This is a genomic window from Streptomyces sp. NPDC042336 (assembly GCF_055581985.1).
This window is the reverse complement of record NZ_JBVJEA010000007.1, coordinates 342,517-357,016: the sequence shown is the minus strand read 5'-3', so window position 1 is coordinate 357,016 and position 14,500 is coordinate 342,517. Positions and strand designations below refer to the sequence as shown.

The following is a 14,500-nucleotide window of genomic DNA, read 5'->3' as shown; positions in this document are numbered from 1 at the left end:
TCTCACTCTTCGGTGGTGGTGCTGTCGGGGGTCGCGGCCGCGGCCTCCGAGATCAGGGCGTCGTAGGCCCGCTCCACGAGGGCGGCGAGGTCTGCGGGTCCCGAGTTCCCCTCGTCGCCGCGCGCCCACAGGCGCAGGGCGGCGATCAGGACCCCGGCCGCGGCGTCGACGACGGCGGCCGGGCGCACGTCCCGGTCGTCGTCGCCGCCGAGCCGGGCGGCGACGATGCGGATCGACTCCTCCTGGGCGTCGACCCGGAGGCGCTGGTAGGCGGCGAACAGTCCGGGCTCGGTGTCGGCCAGGGCCAGCAGGCGGCGCATCCGCGGACGCACGTGCCACGCCGGGTCCTCCCGGTCGGCCAGCCAGTCCCGCACGGCCCTGCGATAGGCCAGCAGGGGCGGCTCCTCGGCGGGGCGGGAGCGCAGCAGCGCGTTGATCCGGTCGCCGTCCCGGCGGACGAAGTCGAGCGCCGCGTCCTCCTTCCCGGCGAAGTGCCGGCTGAACGTGCGGCGCGTGACGTCCGCGCGCTCGGCGATCGCCTCCACCGTGGTCGCCGCCGACCCGCGTTCCAGGATCAGGTCGCAGGCGGCGGTGGCCAGCGCGTCGCGGGTCTGCCGCGCCTTGCGCTGCCGCCGGTCCTCGGTGGCGGGGGAGGGCTCCGTTGCCGTCATGCCTCCGAGCGTACACCCGGAAATGTCCCAGTGGGACATGTGACCCGTTGGGACATGTGACCCGGTGGGACACCGAGGTGGGGATGCCGAGCACCGCACGGCACAGACGGTGCGTGCCGCTCTCATCCGAGGTGCCGCAGTGCCGCCCGGGCCGCCGCGAGGGCCTGCTCGGCGTAACCGCGGCCGAACAGCACCGCGTGCACGAGCAGCGGGAAGAGCTGGTGCACGCCGACGCGGGCGGACCAGCCGTCGGCGAGCGGCGCGGTCTCCTCGTAGCCCGCCAGGATCCGCTCCAGGTGCGGACAGCCGAAGAGGCGCAGCATCGCCAGGTCGGTCTCCCGGTGCCCGCCGTGCGCGGCCGGGTCGATGAGGTGGACGTGTCCGTCGGTGCCCCACAGCACGTTGCCGTTCCACAGGTCGCCGTGCAGCCGGGCCGGCCGCTCGGCGGGGCCCGCCAGCTCGGGCAGCCGCTCGCAGACCCGCTCGACATCGGCCGCCTCGGCCGCCAGGACGGTGCCGGCGTCGACCGCGAGGCGCAGATACGGCAGCACGCGGTGCGCGGCGTACCAGCGGGGCCAGTCGTCCCCGGTGACATTGCGCATCGGGGCCCGCCCGATGTACGCCTCCTCGGGCCCGCCGGGCGGCGCGGCACCGAACGCCGGTGCCCCGGCGGCGTGCAGCCCGGCCAGATCCCGTCCGAACCGGACCGCCGCCTCCGCACTCGCCGGCCCGCGCGCCACCCGGTCGGTGACCAGCGCGCGCTCGTCCACGCCGTGCACCGCGGGGATCGGCACCGTCCCGGCCCCGGCCAGCCAGCGCAGCCCCGCGGCCTCGGCGCGCGCCGCACCAGGATCCTCCGCGAACTTGACCACCACGGTGCGCCCGTCGTCGAGGCCGACCTCGGTGAGCCCCCCGGACAACGAGCGCTCACCGATCACCGCCCGCCCGGTGAACCGGGCCGCGACGGCCGAGGACGAGCTGAGGGAACACATACGCACGACCCTAGGACCCGGCCGCGCCCGAGTGCGCCCACGCCACGGCCGACCAGGGCCGCGCGGCAGCGGACGGGCGCGTGCCAGGCCGGCCGGCTCGGCCTCGCACGCGGGACGCCGCCCTCACCGAACCGGGCAGGTGCGGCGGTCGGCCGGGGCCGCAGTCAGGCGCGAGGTCGCGTGGCCGCGGCGTGGCCCGGCTGCCGCCGACACGGTGAAATCCGCCCCGTGCGCCGATCGGGCAACCCGGGGGCGGGGGAGCAATGGGACTATGACCAGTTCAGCGTTTCACCGGACCATCGTCCTGCCCGCCTCCGTGTGCCAGCAGGCCGCGCACCATCTCGAACAGGCGGTGCACAAGGCCATCGACGGTGCCGCCACGCCGTGGCGCGCCTTCCGCGGGGCCGACGGCGACGACTTCGCGTTCTCCGTGCCGGTCGTCGAGCAGGCCGCCGGCTGTCTGCTGGTGCTGGCCGCCGAGAGCGCCCAGAGCCTGCGGCCCTCGGCACTGCGATCACTGATCTCCGTCGCCCTCCACCTGCGGGACGCGGCCGAGGCGGTCCGCCGCCCCGCGGTCCCCAGCCCGGCGTGGTGAGCGCGGACCGCACGCGGGGGCGCGGCTGAGAGCGGGACAGGCACCCGCTCGACCGGTGCCCTCCGGCGTCACTTGCCGCTGTAGACCGGGAACGCGCTGTGTTCGCCGTAGTCCAGGTCGCGCAGGCCCCGCAGGGCGTCCATGTCGTCGCCGGAGATCTCGAAGTCGACCTCGGCGTTGGCCCGCATGTGCTCGGGGTTCGCCGTCTTGGGCAGCGACACCGTGCCCAGCTGCAGGGTGTAGCGGATGCACAGCTGCGGGACGGACACCCCGTACTTGTCCGCCATCGCCCGGACCTCGGCGTTCTCCAGGATCGCTCCGTGTGCGATCGGCGAGTACGCCTCGACGAGGATCTGCTTGCCCTCGCAGTAGTCCAGCAGCTGCGAGGGGGTGTTGCCGGCGTGGACGAGCAGCTGGTTCACGTGCGGCACGACCTTCGCGTCCCGCAGGACGTTCTCCAGGTCCTCCTGCTGGAAGTTGGACACCCCGATGGAGCGGATCCGGCCGCTTTGGTACGCCTCCTCCAGGGCGCGCCACGCCGCGCGGTTGCCCTCGGCGTAGTCGCCGCCGCGGAAGTCGTCCCACGGCTGCGGACTGTGGATGAGCATCAGGTCGATGTACTCGGTCCCGAGTTTCTCCAGGGACCCGTCGATCGCGTCGACCGCCCGGTCGTAGTCCTTGATCTCGGCGGCGAGCTTGGTCGAGACGAACAGCTCGTCACGGGGCACTCCGGCGGTGCGCACGCCCTCGCCGACGCCGCGCTCGTTGCCGTAGGCCTGGGCGGTGTCGATGTTGCGGTAGCCGATCCCCACGGCCGCGCGGACCGCCTCGGCCGCCCGGTCGTCGTCGATGAACCAGGTGCCGAGCCCCAGTTTGGGGATCTCGACGCCGTTGGACAGCGCGTAGGTCTCGTCCAGGACTGTCATGCGTGCGCTCCGTTCCTCGGCAGCTCGCCGTACGCCTCGTCGGTGACGGGTTCGAGCCATTCGTTGCTGACGTCTTCGCCAGGGGTGATGAAGGCGATGTGGGAGAACCACGAGTCGGCCTTCGCGCCGTGCCAGTGCTTCGTGCCCGCCGGGACGCGGATCACCGTGCCCGGCTCCATGCTGACCGGCTCCTCGCCCTCGGCCTGGTACCAGCCGCTGCCCGCCGTGCACAGCAGGACCTGGTCACCGCCGCCGCCCGTGCCGTGGTGGATGTGCCAGTTGTTGCGGCAGCCCGGCTCGAAGGAGACGTTGCTGACCGGAACGCTCCCCGAGGCGAGCGGAGCCAGGTAGCTCTGGCCGGTGAAGTACTGCGCGAAGGCGTCGTTCTTCTCCCCGAGCGGGAAGATCTGGTCGAATCCGTCGACGGTCATCTCGTTGCTGGCGTCCATGCCTTCCACGCTAAGCCGCGCGGCCGCGGTGAGGGGTGCCCTGCCAGTACGTCCTTCACCGGTGACTCCCTCGTCCGGCCTGTCCGGTGGTGTCCTTGGCCTCGCACCTTCGAGGATGGGTCGACGGACGTCGACCCAGGTAGGGAGAGACCATGGCCGAGAACACGAGCCCCGGCTGGAGCGGCGGGAAGAACGCCTTCGGAGACTTCGCCCCGGGGATGGTCCATTACACCGACAGGGTCCTCTTCGACGAGGTCTGGGAGCGTGAGGGCCTGTCCCGGCGCGACCGCAGCCTCGTCACCGTCGCCGCGCTGACCGCGCTCGGGAAGACGGACCAGCTGCGGTTCCACCTCGCCTTCGCCCGCCGGAACGGCGTCACCGACGAGGAGCTGAAGGAGGCGCTGCTGCACCTGGCGTTCTACTCCGGCTGGCCCAACGGCATGGGAGCGACGAGCGTGCTGAAGGACATCGTCGAGGAACAGGACTGAACGTCCCGGGCGCTGTCGCGCGCACCGGGCTGTCGCGCGTGGAAAACACCGTGTCCCGGACCTGAACGTGTGTTTGGCTCGACGGCATGGAGTTCACCCGCTTCCTCGACTGCCTCGCGGCCGACCACGACCGGCTGCGGGCCGTCGTGGAGACCGACGCCGACGCCCCGGTGCCGACCTGTCCCGGCTGGACGGTCGCCGACCTGACCCGCCACGTCGGCGAGGTCTACCTGCACAAGGCCGCCGCCGTGCGCGACGGCGCGGAGCCCGAGCCCTGGCCGCCCGAGGAGTTCGCCGAGGTGGCGCCCACGGCGCTGCTCGACCGCGGCTACACCGCACTGCGCGCCGAGTTCGCCACCCGCGCCCCCGAGGACCCGGCCGGCACCTGGTACGGCCCCGACCGGAGCGTCGGCTTCTGGATCCGGCGGATGGCGCAGGAGACCGTCGTCCACCGCATCGACGCCGAACTCGCCACCGGACGTCCCGTCACCGCCGTACCGGACGACCTCGCCGTGGACGGCGTCGACGAACTGCTCAAGGTCTTCGCCGCCTACGCCGTGGCCGAGTGGGGCGACTACTTCGCCGGGATCCTGGACGGCTCGCCGGGCCGTACGTTCCTGGTGCGGGCCGGCGACGACGCGGCATGGCGGGTGCGGACCGGACCGGGGGAGTTCACCGTCACGGACGGCGCGGGCGACGGCACGGCCGACGTGACGCTGAGCGGCACCCCGGAGGGCGTGCTGCGCTCGCTCTGGAACCGGGCGGGAGCCGAAGGGGACCGCGAGGTGACGGTCGAGGGCGATCCCCGGGCCGTGGCGGGACTGAGGCGCTGCCTCGTCGTGGCGACCCAGTGACCGGTGAGCGGACCTCCCGTACGCGGCGGCGCCCCGGGCATCAGGCGCCGATGACGCGCAGCGCCCCCCACAGGGCCACCGTTGAGGCGGCGACCGTGGCCGGCACGGTGAGCAGCCCCAGCGCGGTGAACCGGCCGAGCTCCACCTCCACGCCGTGCCGGTGCAGGATGCGCCGCCACAGCAGGGTGGCCAGCGAACCGACGTAGGTCAGGTTGGGGCCCAGGTTCACACCGATCAGTACGGCGAGGACCTGGCCCGGCCCGCCGGGCGCGGCCAGCGGGAGCAGGGCGAGTACGGCGGGCAGGTTGTTGACCACGTTGGCCAGCACCGCGGCGACCGCCGCCACCGCGAGCAGTGCCGGCAGCGCGTCCCCGTCCGGCAGCAGCCGCCCGAGCCCGGTCGCCGCCGGGCCCGCCACCACCCCCTGCACCACGATGCCGAGGGCCAGCACGAACAGGCAGAACAGCGGCGCGGCGGCGCCCACCAGCTCCCGGGGCCCGACATGGCGCCGGGCCAGCGCCCGCACCCCGAGCACCAGCACGCCGCCGAGCGCCGCCCAGGCGGGGTCCACCCCGGCCGGTGAGGCCACGGCGAACCCGGCCAGGGTCAGGGTCACGACGACCACGGTGAAACGCGGCACGGAAGGCGCGGGCGGCGCGGCCACCGTGCTCGGCCCGCCACCGGCGCCGCCGCCCGGTGCCTTCGCGGCCGAGGGCCCGGCGGGTCCGGCCGGCCCGGGAGCGAGGGGGACCGGCCCGACCCGCGCTGGGGCCGCGGTCACCGGCACGGCCAGGTCCGCGCGGAAGAAGCGGCGGAACACGGCGTACTCGACGGCGATCGCCGCCAGCCAGGGCAGCGCCATCAGCGCGGCGAACCGGGTGAAGGTCAGCCCGCTGGCCGCGAACGCCAGCAGGTTGGTCAGATTGGAGACCGGCAGGAGCAGCGAGGCGGAGTTCGCCAGGTGTGCCGTCGCGTACACGTGCGGGCGGGCCCGCGCCCCGGCCCGGGACGCGGTGGCCAGGACCACGGGGGTGAGCAGGACCGCGGTGGCGTCCAGACTGAGCACGGCCGTGACCGCGCAGGCCACGGCGAACACCCCGGCCAGCAGCCGCCGCGGGCTTCCCCCGCACCGGCGGGCCACGACCGCGCCGACGGCCTCGAACAGACCCTCCTTGGCGCACAGGTACGCCAGCATCAGCACCAGCGCGAGGAAGACGACGACCGGCAGCAGCGTGCGGGTCTGCTCCCACGCCTCGTGCGGGGACACCATGCCGAGCGCCACGACCAGCACGGCGGCGGGCACGGCGGCCACCGCCTCCGGCAGCCCCCGGGGGCGCAGCACCGCGAAGGCCAGGACGCCCAGCAGCAGGACGACGGGCACGGCCTCGGAGAGGACGGTGGTACTCAGGACTTCTCCTCCACACCGGTGAGCCGGGCGGGAACCCGGTGATCGGCGAACGGCATACAGGGTCGCATTCCCGGGCGGGGACGGAATCCGCGGGACGGGGTGTGGCCGAGGCCACGTCCCGGGCGGGAGCCGGACCGTGTTCCGCGCCGCGTGCCGCGGGCTACGGTTTCCACGGACCCCGTGTTCCCCCACGACGAGCAGTTCGGACGGCCCGGCAGTGCACACAGATCTCTCCCCCGTCATCGCGGCGACCGCACAGTGGCTCACCCGCGCCTATCCGGCGTCCGGCGGCGCCCTGGCCGACGCCCTGTGCGAGGCGCAGGCCCGGCAGGCCGTGACGGTCGCGGCCCGGCTGCGCTACCCGACCCCGATGGACGTGGCTCTGCTGGGTGTGGCCGGTCCCGGGGGCTCCGCCCGGCTCGACCGGGTGACCGGCGCCGACGGCGCGACGTCCGCCGACCCGGACGCGGACGCCTGGCGGACCTGGGTGGACGAGGTCGTCGCCAGCTGGGCGGCCTGTCTGCTGGCCGACCCGGCGCTCGCCGGGCCGGCCGTGGCCGCGCTGGCGGAGGGCGGACCGTCGGCCGGGACACCGGCGGAGTTCCGCCGCCTGCTCGCACCGGGCGACGCCGACCGCCGGGCGGCGGCGCTGCTGCGCCACCCGGACCTCGTCGCTCCCGTCGCCGCCCTCCATCACGCCGGGCTCATGGCCCGGCTGGACCCGGGGCAGGCTCTCGTCGCCTGACCGGCGCCGTGCCCGCGCAGGACGCCCGCGCGGGCACGGGCGGGCCTCAGGCAGCCGTCTCCAGGTTCGCCACCGGGGACACCCTCGGCACCGTCGCCCGGCGCTCGCGCAGGAGGTGGCCCGCGCCGATCGTGCCGGCGATGATCAGTCCGCCCGCGATCAGCGCGCCGCGGGCCCCGGCCAGCTCCATCAGGAGGCCCAGCGCGGGCGGCCCGCCCAGGCCCCACACCGTGCCGATGCTGCCCCACACCCCGAGCACCCGGCCCCGCAGGTGTGCGGGCGGGTCGGTCTGGAGCACCGCCGTACCGGCGGTGTCGGAGACGGACTCCACCACGGCCATCGGCAGCACCATCACCAGCAGGAGGGCCAGCGACGGCGACAGCCCCGCCACCACCTGCAGCAGCCCGCCGGCCGCGGCCAGCGCGCCCACCACCCGTACCGAGGGGCGGCGCAGCCGGGCGCCGAGGACGGCGCCGACGATGCCGCCGACCGCCAGCACCGTGGAGACGGTGCCGAAGGACCCCGCGCCGCCCGCGAGCGGACCGGTGACCAGCACGGCCAGGGTCAGCTGGTAGTTGCGTCCGAAGACCGCGCTGACCCCGGTGACACCGGCCAGCGCCAGCAGCCGGGGGCGGCGGGCGAAGAAGGCCAGTCCCTCGCGCACGCTCATGGTGTCCTTCGTGCCGCGGTCCTCGGCCGCCCGCGCATGCTGGATCGCACCGCGGGCCGGGCGCAGGAAGGGGATGACCGAGGCCACGAACAGGAACGACAGCCCGTTGGCGGCGTACGCGGCGGCCGTGCCGAGGAAGCCGACCGTCACACCGGCGAGCGCGGCGCCCGCGAGCCGGCCCGACTGGTGCACCAGGGCCCCCACCCCGATCGCGGAGGGCACGTCCTCGCGCGGGACGAGGTCGTTGCCCAGCAGGGAACACGCCGGGCCGTCGACCGTGGCGATGACGCCGGTGACGGCGGCCAGCACCATCAGGGAGGTCACGTCGAGCCGGTCGAGCGCCACCATGAGCGCGGTCACGAACGCGACCGCTCCGAGCAGCGCCTGGCTGACCGCGGCGGTCAGTCTGCGCGGCCAGCGGTCGACGGCCGCGCCGCCGAACACACTGATCAGCAGCGCGGGCGCGGCCTGGACGGACATCGACAGACCCGTCGCCGCGGCGGAGCCGGTGATCTGCAGGACCAGCAGGTTCTGCACGGTGAGCTGCATCCACGTGCCGGCGTTCGACACGAAGTTCGCGACCGACCACCAGCGCATGCTGCGGTGTCTCAGGGACCGCCACGGCGAGCGGCTCGCCGATCCGGACGGCACGGATGGCACGGGTGATACGGACGGTTCGGGCGCCTCGGACGGCGAGGCGGCAGGGGGCGGCTGGGCGGAGACGGAGGAAGAAGACACAGTGCGCCACTCGAAGGCGGGTCGCGGGACCCGAAGGGGAAGCGGACGGGAACGAGCAGGCCGGCTGCGCTGCGCGGCTGTTCCACCGATCCGGACACGGCGCCGACCATCGTGGCAGAAGGGACCGGCGAGTTGTCGCCGCCGCACGCCCACGTCCTCGGCCCGGACGGGGCAACCACCGCTGCCCGTGCCGCACTTGGTGACGCGAGTGTGCTTGATCACAGCATTCCGCGGGCGGCCGGCGGACCCGTCGGCCGTGACCGTCGTCACGGAGCGTGGTCCCGGCAGCGGGCGTCCGGGCATGTGAGCGCCCCGGTGGGGGACTCGGGGGACGCTGTTCAGCGCTCCGAGGGAGAAAGGTCGTCCTCATGATGCCGATGGCGGCGTTCAGTTCACGGGGGGAGTCCCGTACGCCCTGGGACCGTGTCCTGGTGACCGGCGGCGCCGGATTCCTCGGCTCCCACCTGTGCACCCGGCTGCTCGACGCGGGGGCCGAGGTCGACTGCCTGGACAACCTCTCCACCGGGCGGGCCGAGAAGGTGGCCCACCTGGCGGGCCGCCCCGGCTTCCGCTTCCTGGAACTGGACATCTCCGCACCCGGCTGCGCTGACGCGCTCACCGGCCCCTACGACCTCGTCCTGCACCTGGCGGGACCCGCGTCCCCGGCCGCCCGGCCGGAGCGGCCCGTCGAGGCCCTCGACGCGGGCAGCCTGGGCACCCGTACCGCGTTGGCCGTCGCCGGCCGGGACGGCGCCCGGTTCCTGCTCGCCTCCTCGCCCCCGGGGAGCCCCGACGCCCGCGGCGACGCCCTTGACGAAGCCGACCCGGTCGGCCCGCACCGCGCGTGCGCCGAGGCCGTCCGGTTCGCCGAGGCCCTGGTCGCCGCGCACGCGGGTGCCCACGGCGCGAACGCCGGGATCGTCCGGCTGTTCGCGGGCTACGGCCCCGGCATGCGGGCGGACGGCGGGGCGACACCGGCCGCCCTCATCGAGCAGGCGCTGGCCGGCCGTCCGGTCACGGTCCCCGGGGACGGCAGCGCGAGGCACCCCCTGTGCTACGTCGACGACATGGTGGACGGCGTACTGCTGGTCGCGGCCGGACGTTCGGTGCGGCCCGTGGACATCGGCGGCGACGAGGAGCCCACGGCCGCGGAGATCGCCCGCCTGGTGATCGAGCTGACCGGCTCCGACTCTCCGCTGGCGTTTGTCGAGGACCCGGGGGACGGGCACGTCGGGCCCCGGCCGGTCACCGGTTTCGCCCGCGAGATCTTCGGCTGGCTGCCGAGCGTGACCTGGCAGGACGGCCTGGAACGCACCGTCGCCGCCTTCCGCGGACGCCGCGAGCCCTTCCCCGCGCCGGGCGGGGAGACGACGGACGGGCGCACGGGGGAGGAGTGGTGGGCGTGAGCGCGCACACCGCCCCGCACACCACCTGAGCCACCGCCCGCACCCCACCTGAGCCCCCGGCCCGCCACCGGGCGCGCCCGGCACACCGTCTGCGAGGGCCCGTCGCCACGGCGACGGGCCCTCGCAGACGGTGCCGACGCCGGCCGCTCAGCCGGACTTGCCGCGCCCCGACAGGGCGTCCCGCACCCGGTCGACCATGCCCGCGCCGGGGGCGAGCAGCTTGTTCATCGGGGGCTTGTCCGGGGCCGACGGATGCGGACGGGTCGGCGCCGTCTTCTTCGCCTGACGGACCTTGTCGCCCAACTCGTCCAGTGCCTGTGCCGGGCACGCCTCGCGCAGCCGCGGGAACAGGTTGCCCTCCTCGTCGGCGACGTGCTCACGGATCTCGCTCATCAGCTTGCCGATCAACCGGTCGAACTCGGCGTCGTCCGCCGCCCGGCCCTCCAGATCCTTCATGATCTGCTCGGCCTCGGCGTGGTCCTCCAGCTCCTTGTCCGCGAGAGCGCCCCCGTTGGCCACGTGCTCCCGGACCGCCGGGTAGAGATACGCCTCCTCCGCCACCGAGTGCCGGATCAGCTCGATCGTGGCCTGATCGGCGTACAGCTTGCGGTCCTTGTGACCGGGCGGCAGCGCCTCGATCCTGCCGAAGAGTTCCTCGACCTCACGGTGATCGGTCGTCAGCTCGTCGATGACATTTCCTCCGTGTCCCATGCTCCACCTCCAAAAGGATCGTGGCGGTTGCGGGACCGGCCGCCACGGGCGCCGGGTCCCCCCGCGGGAGGCGGGTTAACGCCCGGTCGGAATCAGACTCCGAGCCTGGCCCGGACACCGCCCGCCCGCGCCGCGGGCCCGGCCGCGGCCCGCACCGAGCGGTGCACCAGGTGGGCGTCGTGCCGCAGGTCCTGGGCGGCGTGCCGGCCGCGCCACAGCAGCGAGGGCGCGCTGCCCGTGTCGTCGGCCGCGATCAGCAGCCCGCCCATCATGGACAGGTTCTTGAGGAAGTGGATGCGCTGCTGGGCGCGGTCGGAGGGGTCCGCCGCCTCCCAGTACCGGTGCGCCGCCAGTGTGGTGGGGACCAGCGTCACCGCGAGGGCCAGCGCCGCCAGCCGCGGACAGCGGCCGAGCCCGAGCATGATCCCGCCGACCACGTGGACGGCACCGTTGAGCCGTACGAGTTGTTCGGTGCTGTCCGGCAGCGCCGGCACGCGGTCGGCCACCGGCCGCACGATCGGCTCGGCCGCCGGCGCCACGTCCTGGGGCCTGCGCAGAGACTGCAGGCCGCCCGCGACGAACATCGAGGCGAGCATCGGCCGGCCGGCCAGACGCAGAAGACTCATGACGTTGTCTCGCTCTCTCCAGGGGGTGAGGGGGGTGCCAACGGGAACACCAGCGGGGTCGTGCCCCACTGGGATCTTCAGGTGCCCCGGCCGGGTGGCGCCATTCGGCGTCCGGCGGCGCACCGGGTCCGTGCGACGCCTCGCCACCCGGGGAACACGCAGGTCACAGGCTGGTGAGGATTTGGGGCGACAAGTTCTTGATCATGGTGTTGGTCCAGCGCATCTGGCGCAGTGTCTGCGGGTGACAGGAGGAGGCGAGCGCCAGCAGCCCGCTGTCCCCCGACGCCTGGGCGGCCTGGGCCAGCATCTCCCAGTGCAGTGAGTTCTCCGCCGCGGCGACGTGCAGCTCCCGCAGGTCGCGCAGGAGGAGCAGGCCCGGCTCCGGCCGGTGCACGACCGCCTCGGACGCCTTCTCGCGCAGGGTCGCGAAGACGCCGTCCGAGGAGTGGTCCTGCGGGTCGCCCAGCTTCACGCCGCGCTCCCCGGCGGTCCCGGCGAGCCGCCGCACGTGCTCGCGGGACCAGAGGGCGAGGTCGGTGGCGACGTGGTGGACCTCGTGCTCGGTACGGTGCCGCTCGGCGGCGGTCACCAGGTCGTGGGCCAGCCGCCGCTCGCCGCGGTGCAGCGTGCGCAGGGTCAGGTCGATGCCGTTCACCGGGCGCCTTCCTCGTGGCCGTGCGGGAACTCCGTGGGTTCCCGCTCCGTCGTGCGAGCCGCCGGTCCGCCCGAGGTGGGCGGGGCGGCACCGGCGGCGACCGGTGCCGACGCGGTGGTGGTCGGTGCCGGGGACGGCCGGCCGTCCCCGCGTTCCACGAGGGTGAGCGCGGCCGTGGCCGTCTTGAACAGCGGCTGCTTGGAGGCCGGGTCCCAGTCGGTGACGGTGGTCTCGTTCGCGGCCCGCCCGGGGGTGTCCGGACCGGGTCCCGAGCCGCCCTCGGTGTCCCAGTAGCCGTAGTGGAACGGCACGAACAGCAGCCCCGTCCGGATGCCGCTCACCCGCAGCCGTCCGCGCAGGGAGCCGCTCCTGCCGGTGACCTCGACCAGGTCGCCCTCGCCGAGGCCGAGCCGCTCCGCGTCCGGGGCGGAGACCTCCACCCACACGTCGGGGGCGGCGTCGTTCAGCTGGGGCGCCCGCCCGGTCTTCGTACGGGTGTGGAAGTGGTAGAGCGTCCGGCCGGTGGTGAGCTGGAACGGGTACTGCTCGTCCGGCTCCTCGTGCGGCGGCAGATAGGCGGCCGCCTTCAGCATCGCCCTGCCGTCGGGGTTGAGGGAGCGGTACTCCACGGCTTCCTGCGAGGCCCCGGTCTCCAGGTCCTTGCCGTAGCTCTCGCACAGGTCGGGACCGGCCCAGCTGATGCCGTCCGTGTAGAGCCGCGCCGTCCCCTCGGGGGCCCGGTCGTCGCAGGGCCACTGGACGCCGCCGGTGTCGCTCAGCCTGGCGTAGGACAGGCCCGTGTAGTCGCAGGGGCGGCCCGCGCTGCACCGCTTCCAGGCCTCGAACGCCGACTCGGGGCCGTCCCAGGTGATCAGCGGGCCGCCGTCCTTGTCCCGGAAGTCCATGCGCCGCGCGTAGTCCAGGAAGATGTCCAGGTCGGGCCTGGCCTCGCCGGGCGGTTCGACCGCCTTGCGGGACAGGTGCACCGTCCGGTCCGCGTTGGTGAGCGTGCCGGTCTTCTCGCCCCAGGTCGCGGCGGGCAGGACCACGTCGGCCAGCTGCGCCGTCTCCGTCAGATACAGGTCCTGTACGACCGTGAACAGCCTCTCCTGCGCCAGGATCGAGCGGATGCGGGACAGTTCGGGCATCGAGACGGCGGGGTTGGTGCCGCTGATCCACAGCATCCGCAGCGAGCCCTGCTCGGCGTACCGGAAGATCTGCATCGCATGGGTCGGCGGCGCGAAGTGCGGGATGGTCTCCGGCTCGACGTTCCACACCGCGGCGAGGTCGGCGACGTGCGCGTCGTTCTGCCAGTTGCGGAAGCCCGGCAGGTCCCCGTCGGCCCCGCACTCGCGGGTGTTCTGGGCGGTGGGCTGGCCGTTCATCTGGAGCAGGCCGGCGCCGGGCCGGCCCAGCATGCCGCGGATCAGGTGCAGGTTGTTGACCTGGACGGCGGCGGCGGTGGCCTGGTGGGACTGGTAGACGCCCTGGAGGACGGTGGAGACCAACGCGTCGGCGGTGCCGACGAGTTCGGCCGCCTCCTCGATCCGGGCGGCGGGCACGTCGCAGATCTGCGCGGCCCACTCGGGCGTGCAGTCGGCGACCCGGGCGGCAAGTTCGTCGAAGCCCACGGTGTGCGCGGCGATGAAGTCCCGGTCGATCCGCTCGTGCCGGATCGTCTCGTGCAGCAGCGCGTTGAGCAGGGCGACGTTGGTGCCGATGCGGGGCGCGAGGTGGACGGCGGCGTGTGCGGCGACCCGGGTCGGGCGCGGGTCCACACACAGCAGCCGCGGCGGGTCGGCCCCCTCCAGGCGGTCGAGGAGCCGCATCCACTGCACGGGCTGGGTCTCGGCGATGTTGTGGCCGAACAGCGCGATCACGTCGGCGTGGTCGAAGTCGTCGTAGCTGCCGGGCTGCCCGTCGCAGCCGAACGTCTCCTTCAGCGCCTCCGCGGCCGTGGCGGTGCACAGCCGGGTGTTGCCGTCGAGGTGGTTGGTGCCGACGCCGGCCCGGGCCAGGACGGCGAGCGTGTAGTACTCCTCCAGGAACAGCTGCCCGCTGGTGTAGAAGCCGATCGAGCCCGGTCCGCGGGAGTCCAGCAGGGCGCGCGAGCGGGCGGCCACCAGGTCCATCGCCGTGTCCCAGTCCGTCTCCACCAACCGGCCGTCGCGCCGTACCAGCGGCCGGGTCAGCCGGTCACGGGAGGCGTTGGCCTGCCAGCCGAACAGGTCCTTCGGGCCGAGCCGCCCCCGGTTGACCCGGTCCACGTCCCGGCCTCGCACGCCCACCATGCGGCCGTCGGCCACCGCGATGTCCATGGCGTCGCCGTCCGAGTGCAGGATCGACGCGGACTGCACCCACCGCTGCACCGCGCCCGGCTCCACCCCGTCCGCGAGGAACATGTCCACCCGGGCCGGCCAGGTCTCGTGCCGGCCGTAGGGCACCCGTGCGCCCCACGGCCGCGCGATCCGGTCCGTCGTGTCCTCCATCGCGGGCCTCCCGCCACCGTCCGTCGCATTGCCCGCCGCCGGGTACCCGAGCGGCACCGATCGAAGCGAAGCGCTTG

At 74.4% G+C, this 14,500-nt stretch carries 15 protein-coding genes; 5 read left to right on the top strand and 10 right to left on the bottom strand.

Annotated features, from left to right (window positions below; translation table 11 throughout):
* Positions 1 to 2 precede the first annotated feature (2 nt).
* A complete protein-coding gene (locus tag ACZ6IM_RS18525; RefSeq protein WP_469557576.1) occupies positions 3 to 671 on the bottom strand; it encodes a TetR/AcrR family transcriptional regulator in 669 nt (222 codons plus the stop codon).
* 122 nt (positions 672 to 793) lie between these two features.
* Positions 794 to 1,663 carry a fructosamine kinase family protein gene (locus ACZ6IM_RS18520; protein ID WP_052840415.1) on the bottom strand — a complete coding sequence of 290 codons (870 nt, stop codon included), beginning with the start codon at positions 1,661 to 1,663 and terminating at the stop codon, positions 794 to 796.
* Between the two features lie 271 nt (positions 1,664 to 1,934).
* Between ACZ6IM_RS18520 and ACZ6IM_RS18515 the strand changes: the two genes are divergently transcribed.
* On the top strand, positions 1,935 to 2,258 hold the full coding sequence (locus tag ACZ6IM_RS18515) for a hypothetical protein (RefSeq protein ID WP_052840414.1): 324 nt from the start codon (positions 1,935 to 1,937) through the stop codon (positions 2,256 to 2,258).
* Positions 2,259 to 2,326: 68 nt separating this feature from the next.
* Here the strand turns inward: ACZ6IM_RS18515 and ACZ6IM_RS18510 are convergent, their stop codons facing one another.
* Positions 2,327 to 3,184 carry an aldo/keto reductase gene (locus ACZ6IM_RS18510; protein WP_469557574.1) on the bottom strand — a complete coding sequence of 286 codons (858 nt, stop codon included), beginning with the start codon at positions 3,182 to 3,184 and terminating at the stop codon, positions 2,327 to 2,329.
* Positions 3,181 to 3,615, bottom strand: coding sequence for a cupin domain-containing protein (locus ACZ6IM_RS18505; protein WP_052840451.1), 435 nt, complete (start codon positions 3,613 to 3,615; stop codon positions 3,181 to 3,183). Before ACZ6IM_RS18505 ends, ACZ6IM_RS18510 begins: the two co-directional genes overlap by 4 nt.
* A 170-nt stretch (positions 3,616 to 3,785) precedes the next feature.
* Between ACZ6IM_RS18505 and ACZ6IM_RS18500 the strand changes: the two genes are divergently transcribed.
* Complete coding sequence (locus ACZ6IM_RS18500) at positions 3,786 to 4,121, top strand: carboxymuconolactone decarboxylase family protein (RefSeq protein WP_052840412.1); 336 nt, start codon at positions 3,786 to 3,788, stop codon at positions 4,119 to 4,121.
* Between the two features lie 86 nt (positions 4,122 to 4,207).
* Positions 4,208 to 4,975, top strand: a complete 768-nt coding sequence (locus ACZ6IM_RS18495) for a maleylpyruvate isomerase family mycothiol-dependent enzyme (RefSeq protein WP_469557572.1) — start codon at positions 4,208 to 4,210, stop codon at positions 4,973 to 4,975.
* Between the two features lie 40 nt (positions 4,976 to 5,015).
* Here the strand turns inward: ACZ6IM_RS18495 and ACZ6IM_RS18490 are convergent, their stop codons facing one another.
* A complete protein-coding gene (locus ACZ6IM_RS18490) occupies positions 5,016 to 6,356 on the bottom strand; it encodes an SLC13 family permease (RefSeq protein ID WP_469557570.1) in 1,341 nt (446 codons plus the stop codon).
* A gap of 244 nt (positions 6,357 to 6,600) precedes the next feature.
* Between ACZ6IM_RS18490 and ACZ6IM_RS18485 the strand changes: the two genes are divergently transcribed.
* The gene (locus tag ACZ6IM_RS18485) at positions 6,601 to 7,128 is read left to right on the top strand and encodes a hypothetical protein (protein ID WP_052840409.1); all 528 of its coding nucleotides are present in this window, start codon (positions 6,601 to 6,603) and stop codon (positions 7,126 to 7,128) included.
* 46 nt (positions 7,129 to 7,174) lie between these two features.
* Here the strand turns inward: ACZ6IM_RS18485 and ACZ6IM_RS18480 are convergent, their stop codons facing one another.
* Positions 7,175 to 8,395, bottom strand: a complete 1,221-nt coding sequence (locus tag ACZ6IM_RS18480) for an MFS transporter (RefSeq protein ID WP_052840408.1) — start codon at positions 8,393 to 8,395, stop codon at positions 7,175 to 7,177.
* A 509-nt stretch (positions 8,396 to 8,904) separates the two neighbouring features.
* On the opposite strand from ACZ6IM_RS18480, the gene ACZ6IM_RS18475 reads away from it, so the two are divergent.
* Positions 8,905 to 9,942, top strand: a complete 1,038-nt coding sequence (locus ACZ6IM_RS18475; RefSeq protein ID WP_469557568.1) for an NAD-dependent epimerase/dehydratase family protein — start codon at positions 8,905 to 8,907, stop codon at positions 9,940 to 9,942.
* 147 nt (positions 9,943 to 10,089) lie between these two features.
* Here ACZ6IM_RS18475 and ACZ6IM_RS18470 read toward each other — a convergent pair whose 3' ends face one another.
* The 4 genes from ACZ6IM_RS18470 to ACZ6IM_RS18455 form a co-directional block, all read right to left on the bottom strand.
* On the bottom strand, positions 10,090 to 10,653 hold the full coding sequence (locus ACZ6IM_RS18470) for a hemerythrin domain-containing protein (RefSeq protein WP_052840407.1): 564 nt from the start codon (positions 10,651 to 10,653) through the stop codon (positions 10,090 to 10,092).
* Positions 10,654 to 10,745: 92 nt separating this feature from the next.
* Positions 10,746 to 11,279, bottom strand: coding sequence for a DoxX family protein (locus tag ACZ6IM_RS18465; RefSeq protein WP_052840406.1), 534 nt, complete (start codon positions 11,277 to 11,279; stop codon positions 10,746 to 10,748).
* Between the two features lie 163 nt (positions 11,280 to 11,442).
* Positions 11,443 to 11,934: a hypothetical protein gene (locus tag ACZ6IM_RS18460; protein ID WP_052840405.1), complete on the bottom strand. Its 492-nt coding sequence runs from the start codon at positions 11,932 to 11,934 to the stop codon at positions 11,443 to 11,445.
* Positions 11,931 to 14,423, bottom strand: a complete 2,493-nt coding sequence (locus ACZ6IM_RS18455) for a molybdopterin oxidoreductase family protein (RefSeq protein WP_469557565.1) — start codon at positions 14,421 to 14,423, stop codon at positions 11,931 to 11,933. The genes ACZ6IM_RS18460 and ACZ6IM_RS18455 overlap by 4 nt, the downstream gene beginning before the upstream one ends.
* Between the last annotated feature and the right edge of the window lie 77 nt (positions 14,424 to 14,500).

Excerpts from the sequence above, each read along its gene's own strand:
- ACZ6IM_RS18515 (WP_052840414.1), top strand. The coding sequence starts at position 1,935 with ATGACCAGTTCAGCGTTTCACCGGACCATCGTCCTGCCCGCCTCCGTG.
- ACZ6IM_RS18505 (WP_052840451.1), bottom strand. The coding sequence starts at position 3,615 with ATGACCGTCGACGGATTCGACCAGATCTTCCCGCTCGGGGAGAAGAAC.
- ACZ6IM_RS18470 (WP_052840407.1), bottom strand. The coding sequence starts at position 10,653 with ATGGGACACGGAGGAAATGTCATCGACGAGCTGACGACCGATCACCGT.
- ACZ6IM_RS18500 (WP_052840412.1), top strand. The coding sequence starts at position 3,786 with ATGGCCGAGAACACGAGCCCCGGCTGGAGCGGCGGGAAGAACGCCTTC.
- ACZ6IM_RS18495 (WP_469557572.1), top strand. The coding sequence starts at position 4,208 with ATGGAGTTCACCCGCTTCCTCGACTGCCTCGCGGCCGACCACGACCGG.
- ACZ6IM_RS18455 (WP_469557565.1), bottom strand. The coding sequence starts at position 14,423 with ATGGAGGACACGACGGACCGGATCGCGCGGCCGTGGGGCGCACGGGTG.
- ACZ6IM_RS18475 (WP_469557568.1), top strand. The coding sequence starts at position 8,905 with ATGATGCCGATGGCGGCGTTCAGTTCACGGGGGGAGTCCCGTACGCCC.
- ACZ6IM_RS18510 (WP_469557574.1), bottom strand. The coding sequence starts at position 3,184 with ATGACAGTCCTGGACGAGACCTACGCGCTGTCCAACGGCGTCGAGATC.
- ACZ6IM_RS18525 (WP_469557576.1), bottom strand. The coding sequence starts at position 671 with ATGACGGCAACGGAGCCCTCCCCCGCCACCGAGGACCGGCGGCAGCGC.
- ACZ6IM_RS18465 (WP_052840406.1), bottom strand. The coding sequence starts at position 11,279 with ATGAGTCTTCTGCGTCTGGCCGGCCGGCCGATGCTCGCCTCGATGTTC.
- ACZ6IM_RS18480 (WP_052840408.1), bottom strand. The coding sequence starts at position 8,395 with ATGCGCTGGTGGTCGGTCGCGAACTTCGTGTCGAACGCCGGCACGTGG.
- ACZ6IM_RS18520 (WP_052840415.1), bottom strand. The coding sequence starts at position 1,663 with ATGTGTTCCCTCAGCTCGTCCTCGGCCGTCGCGGCCCGGTTCACCGGG.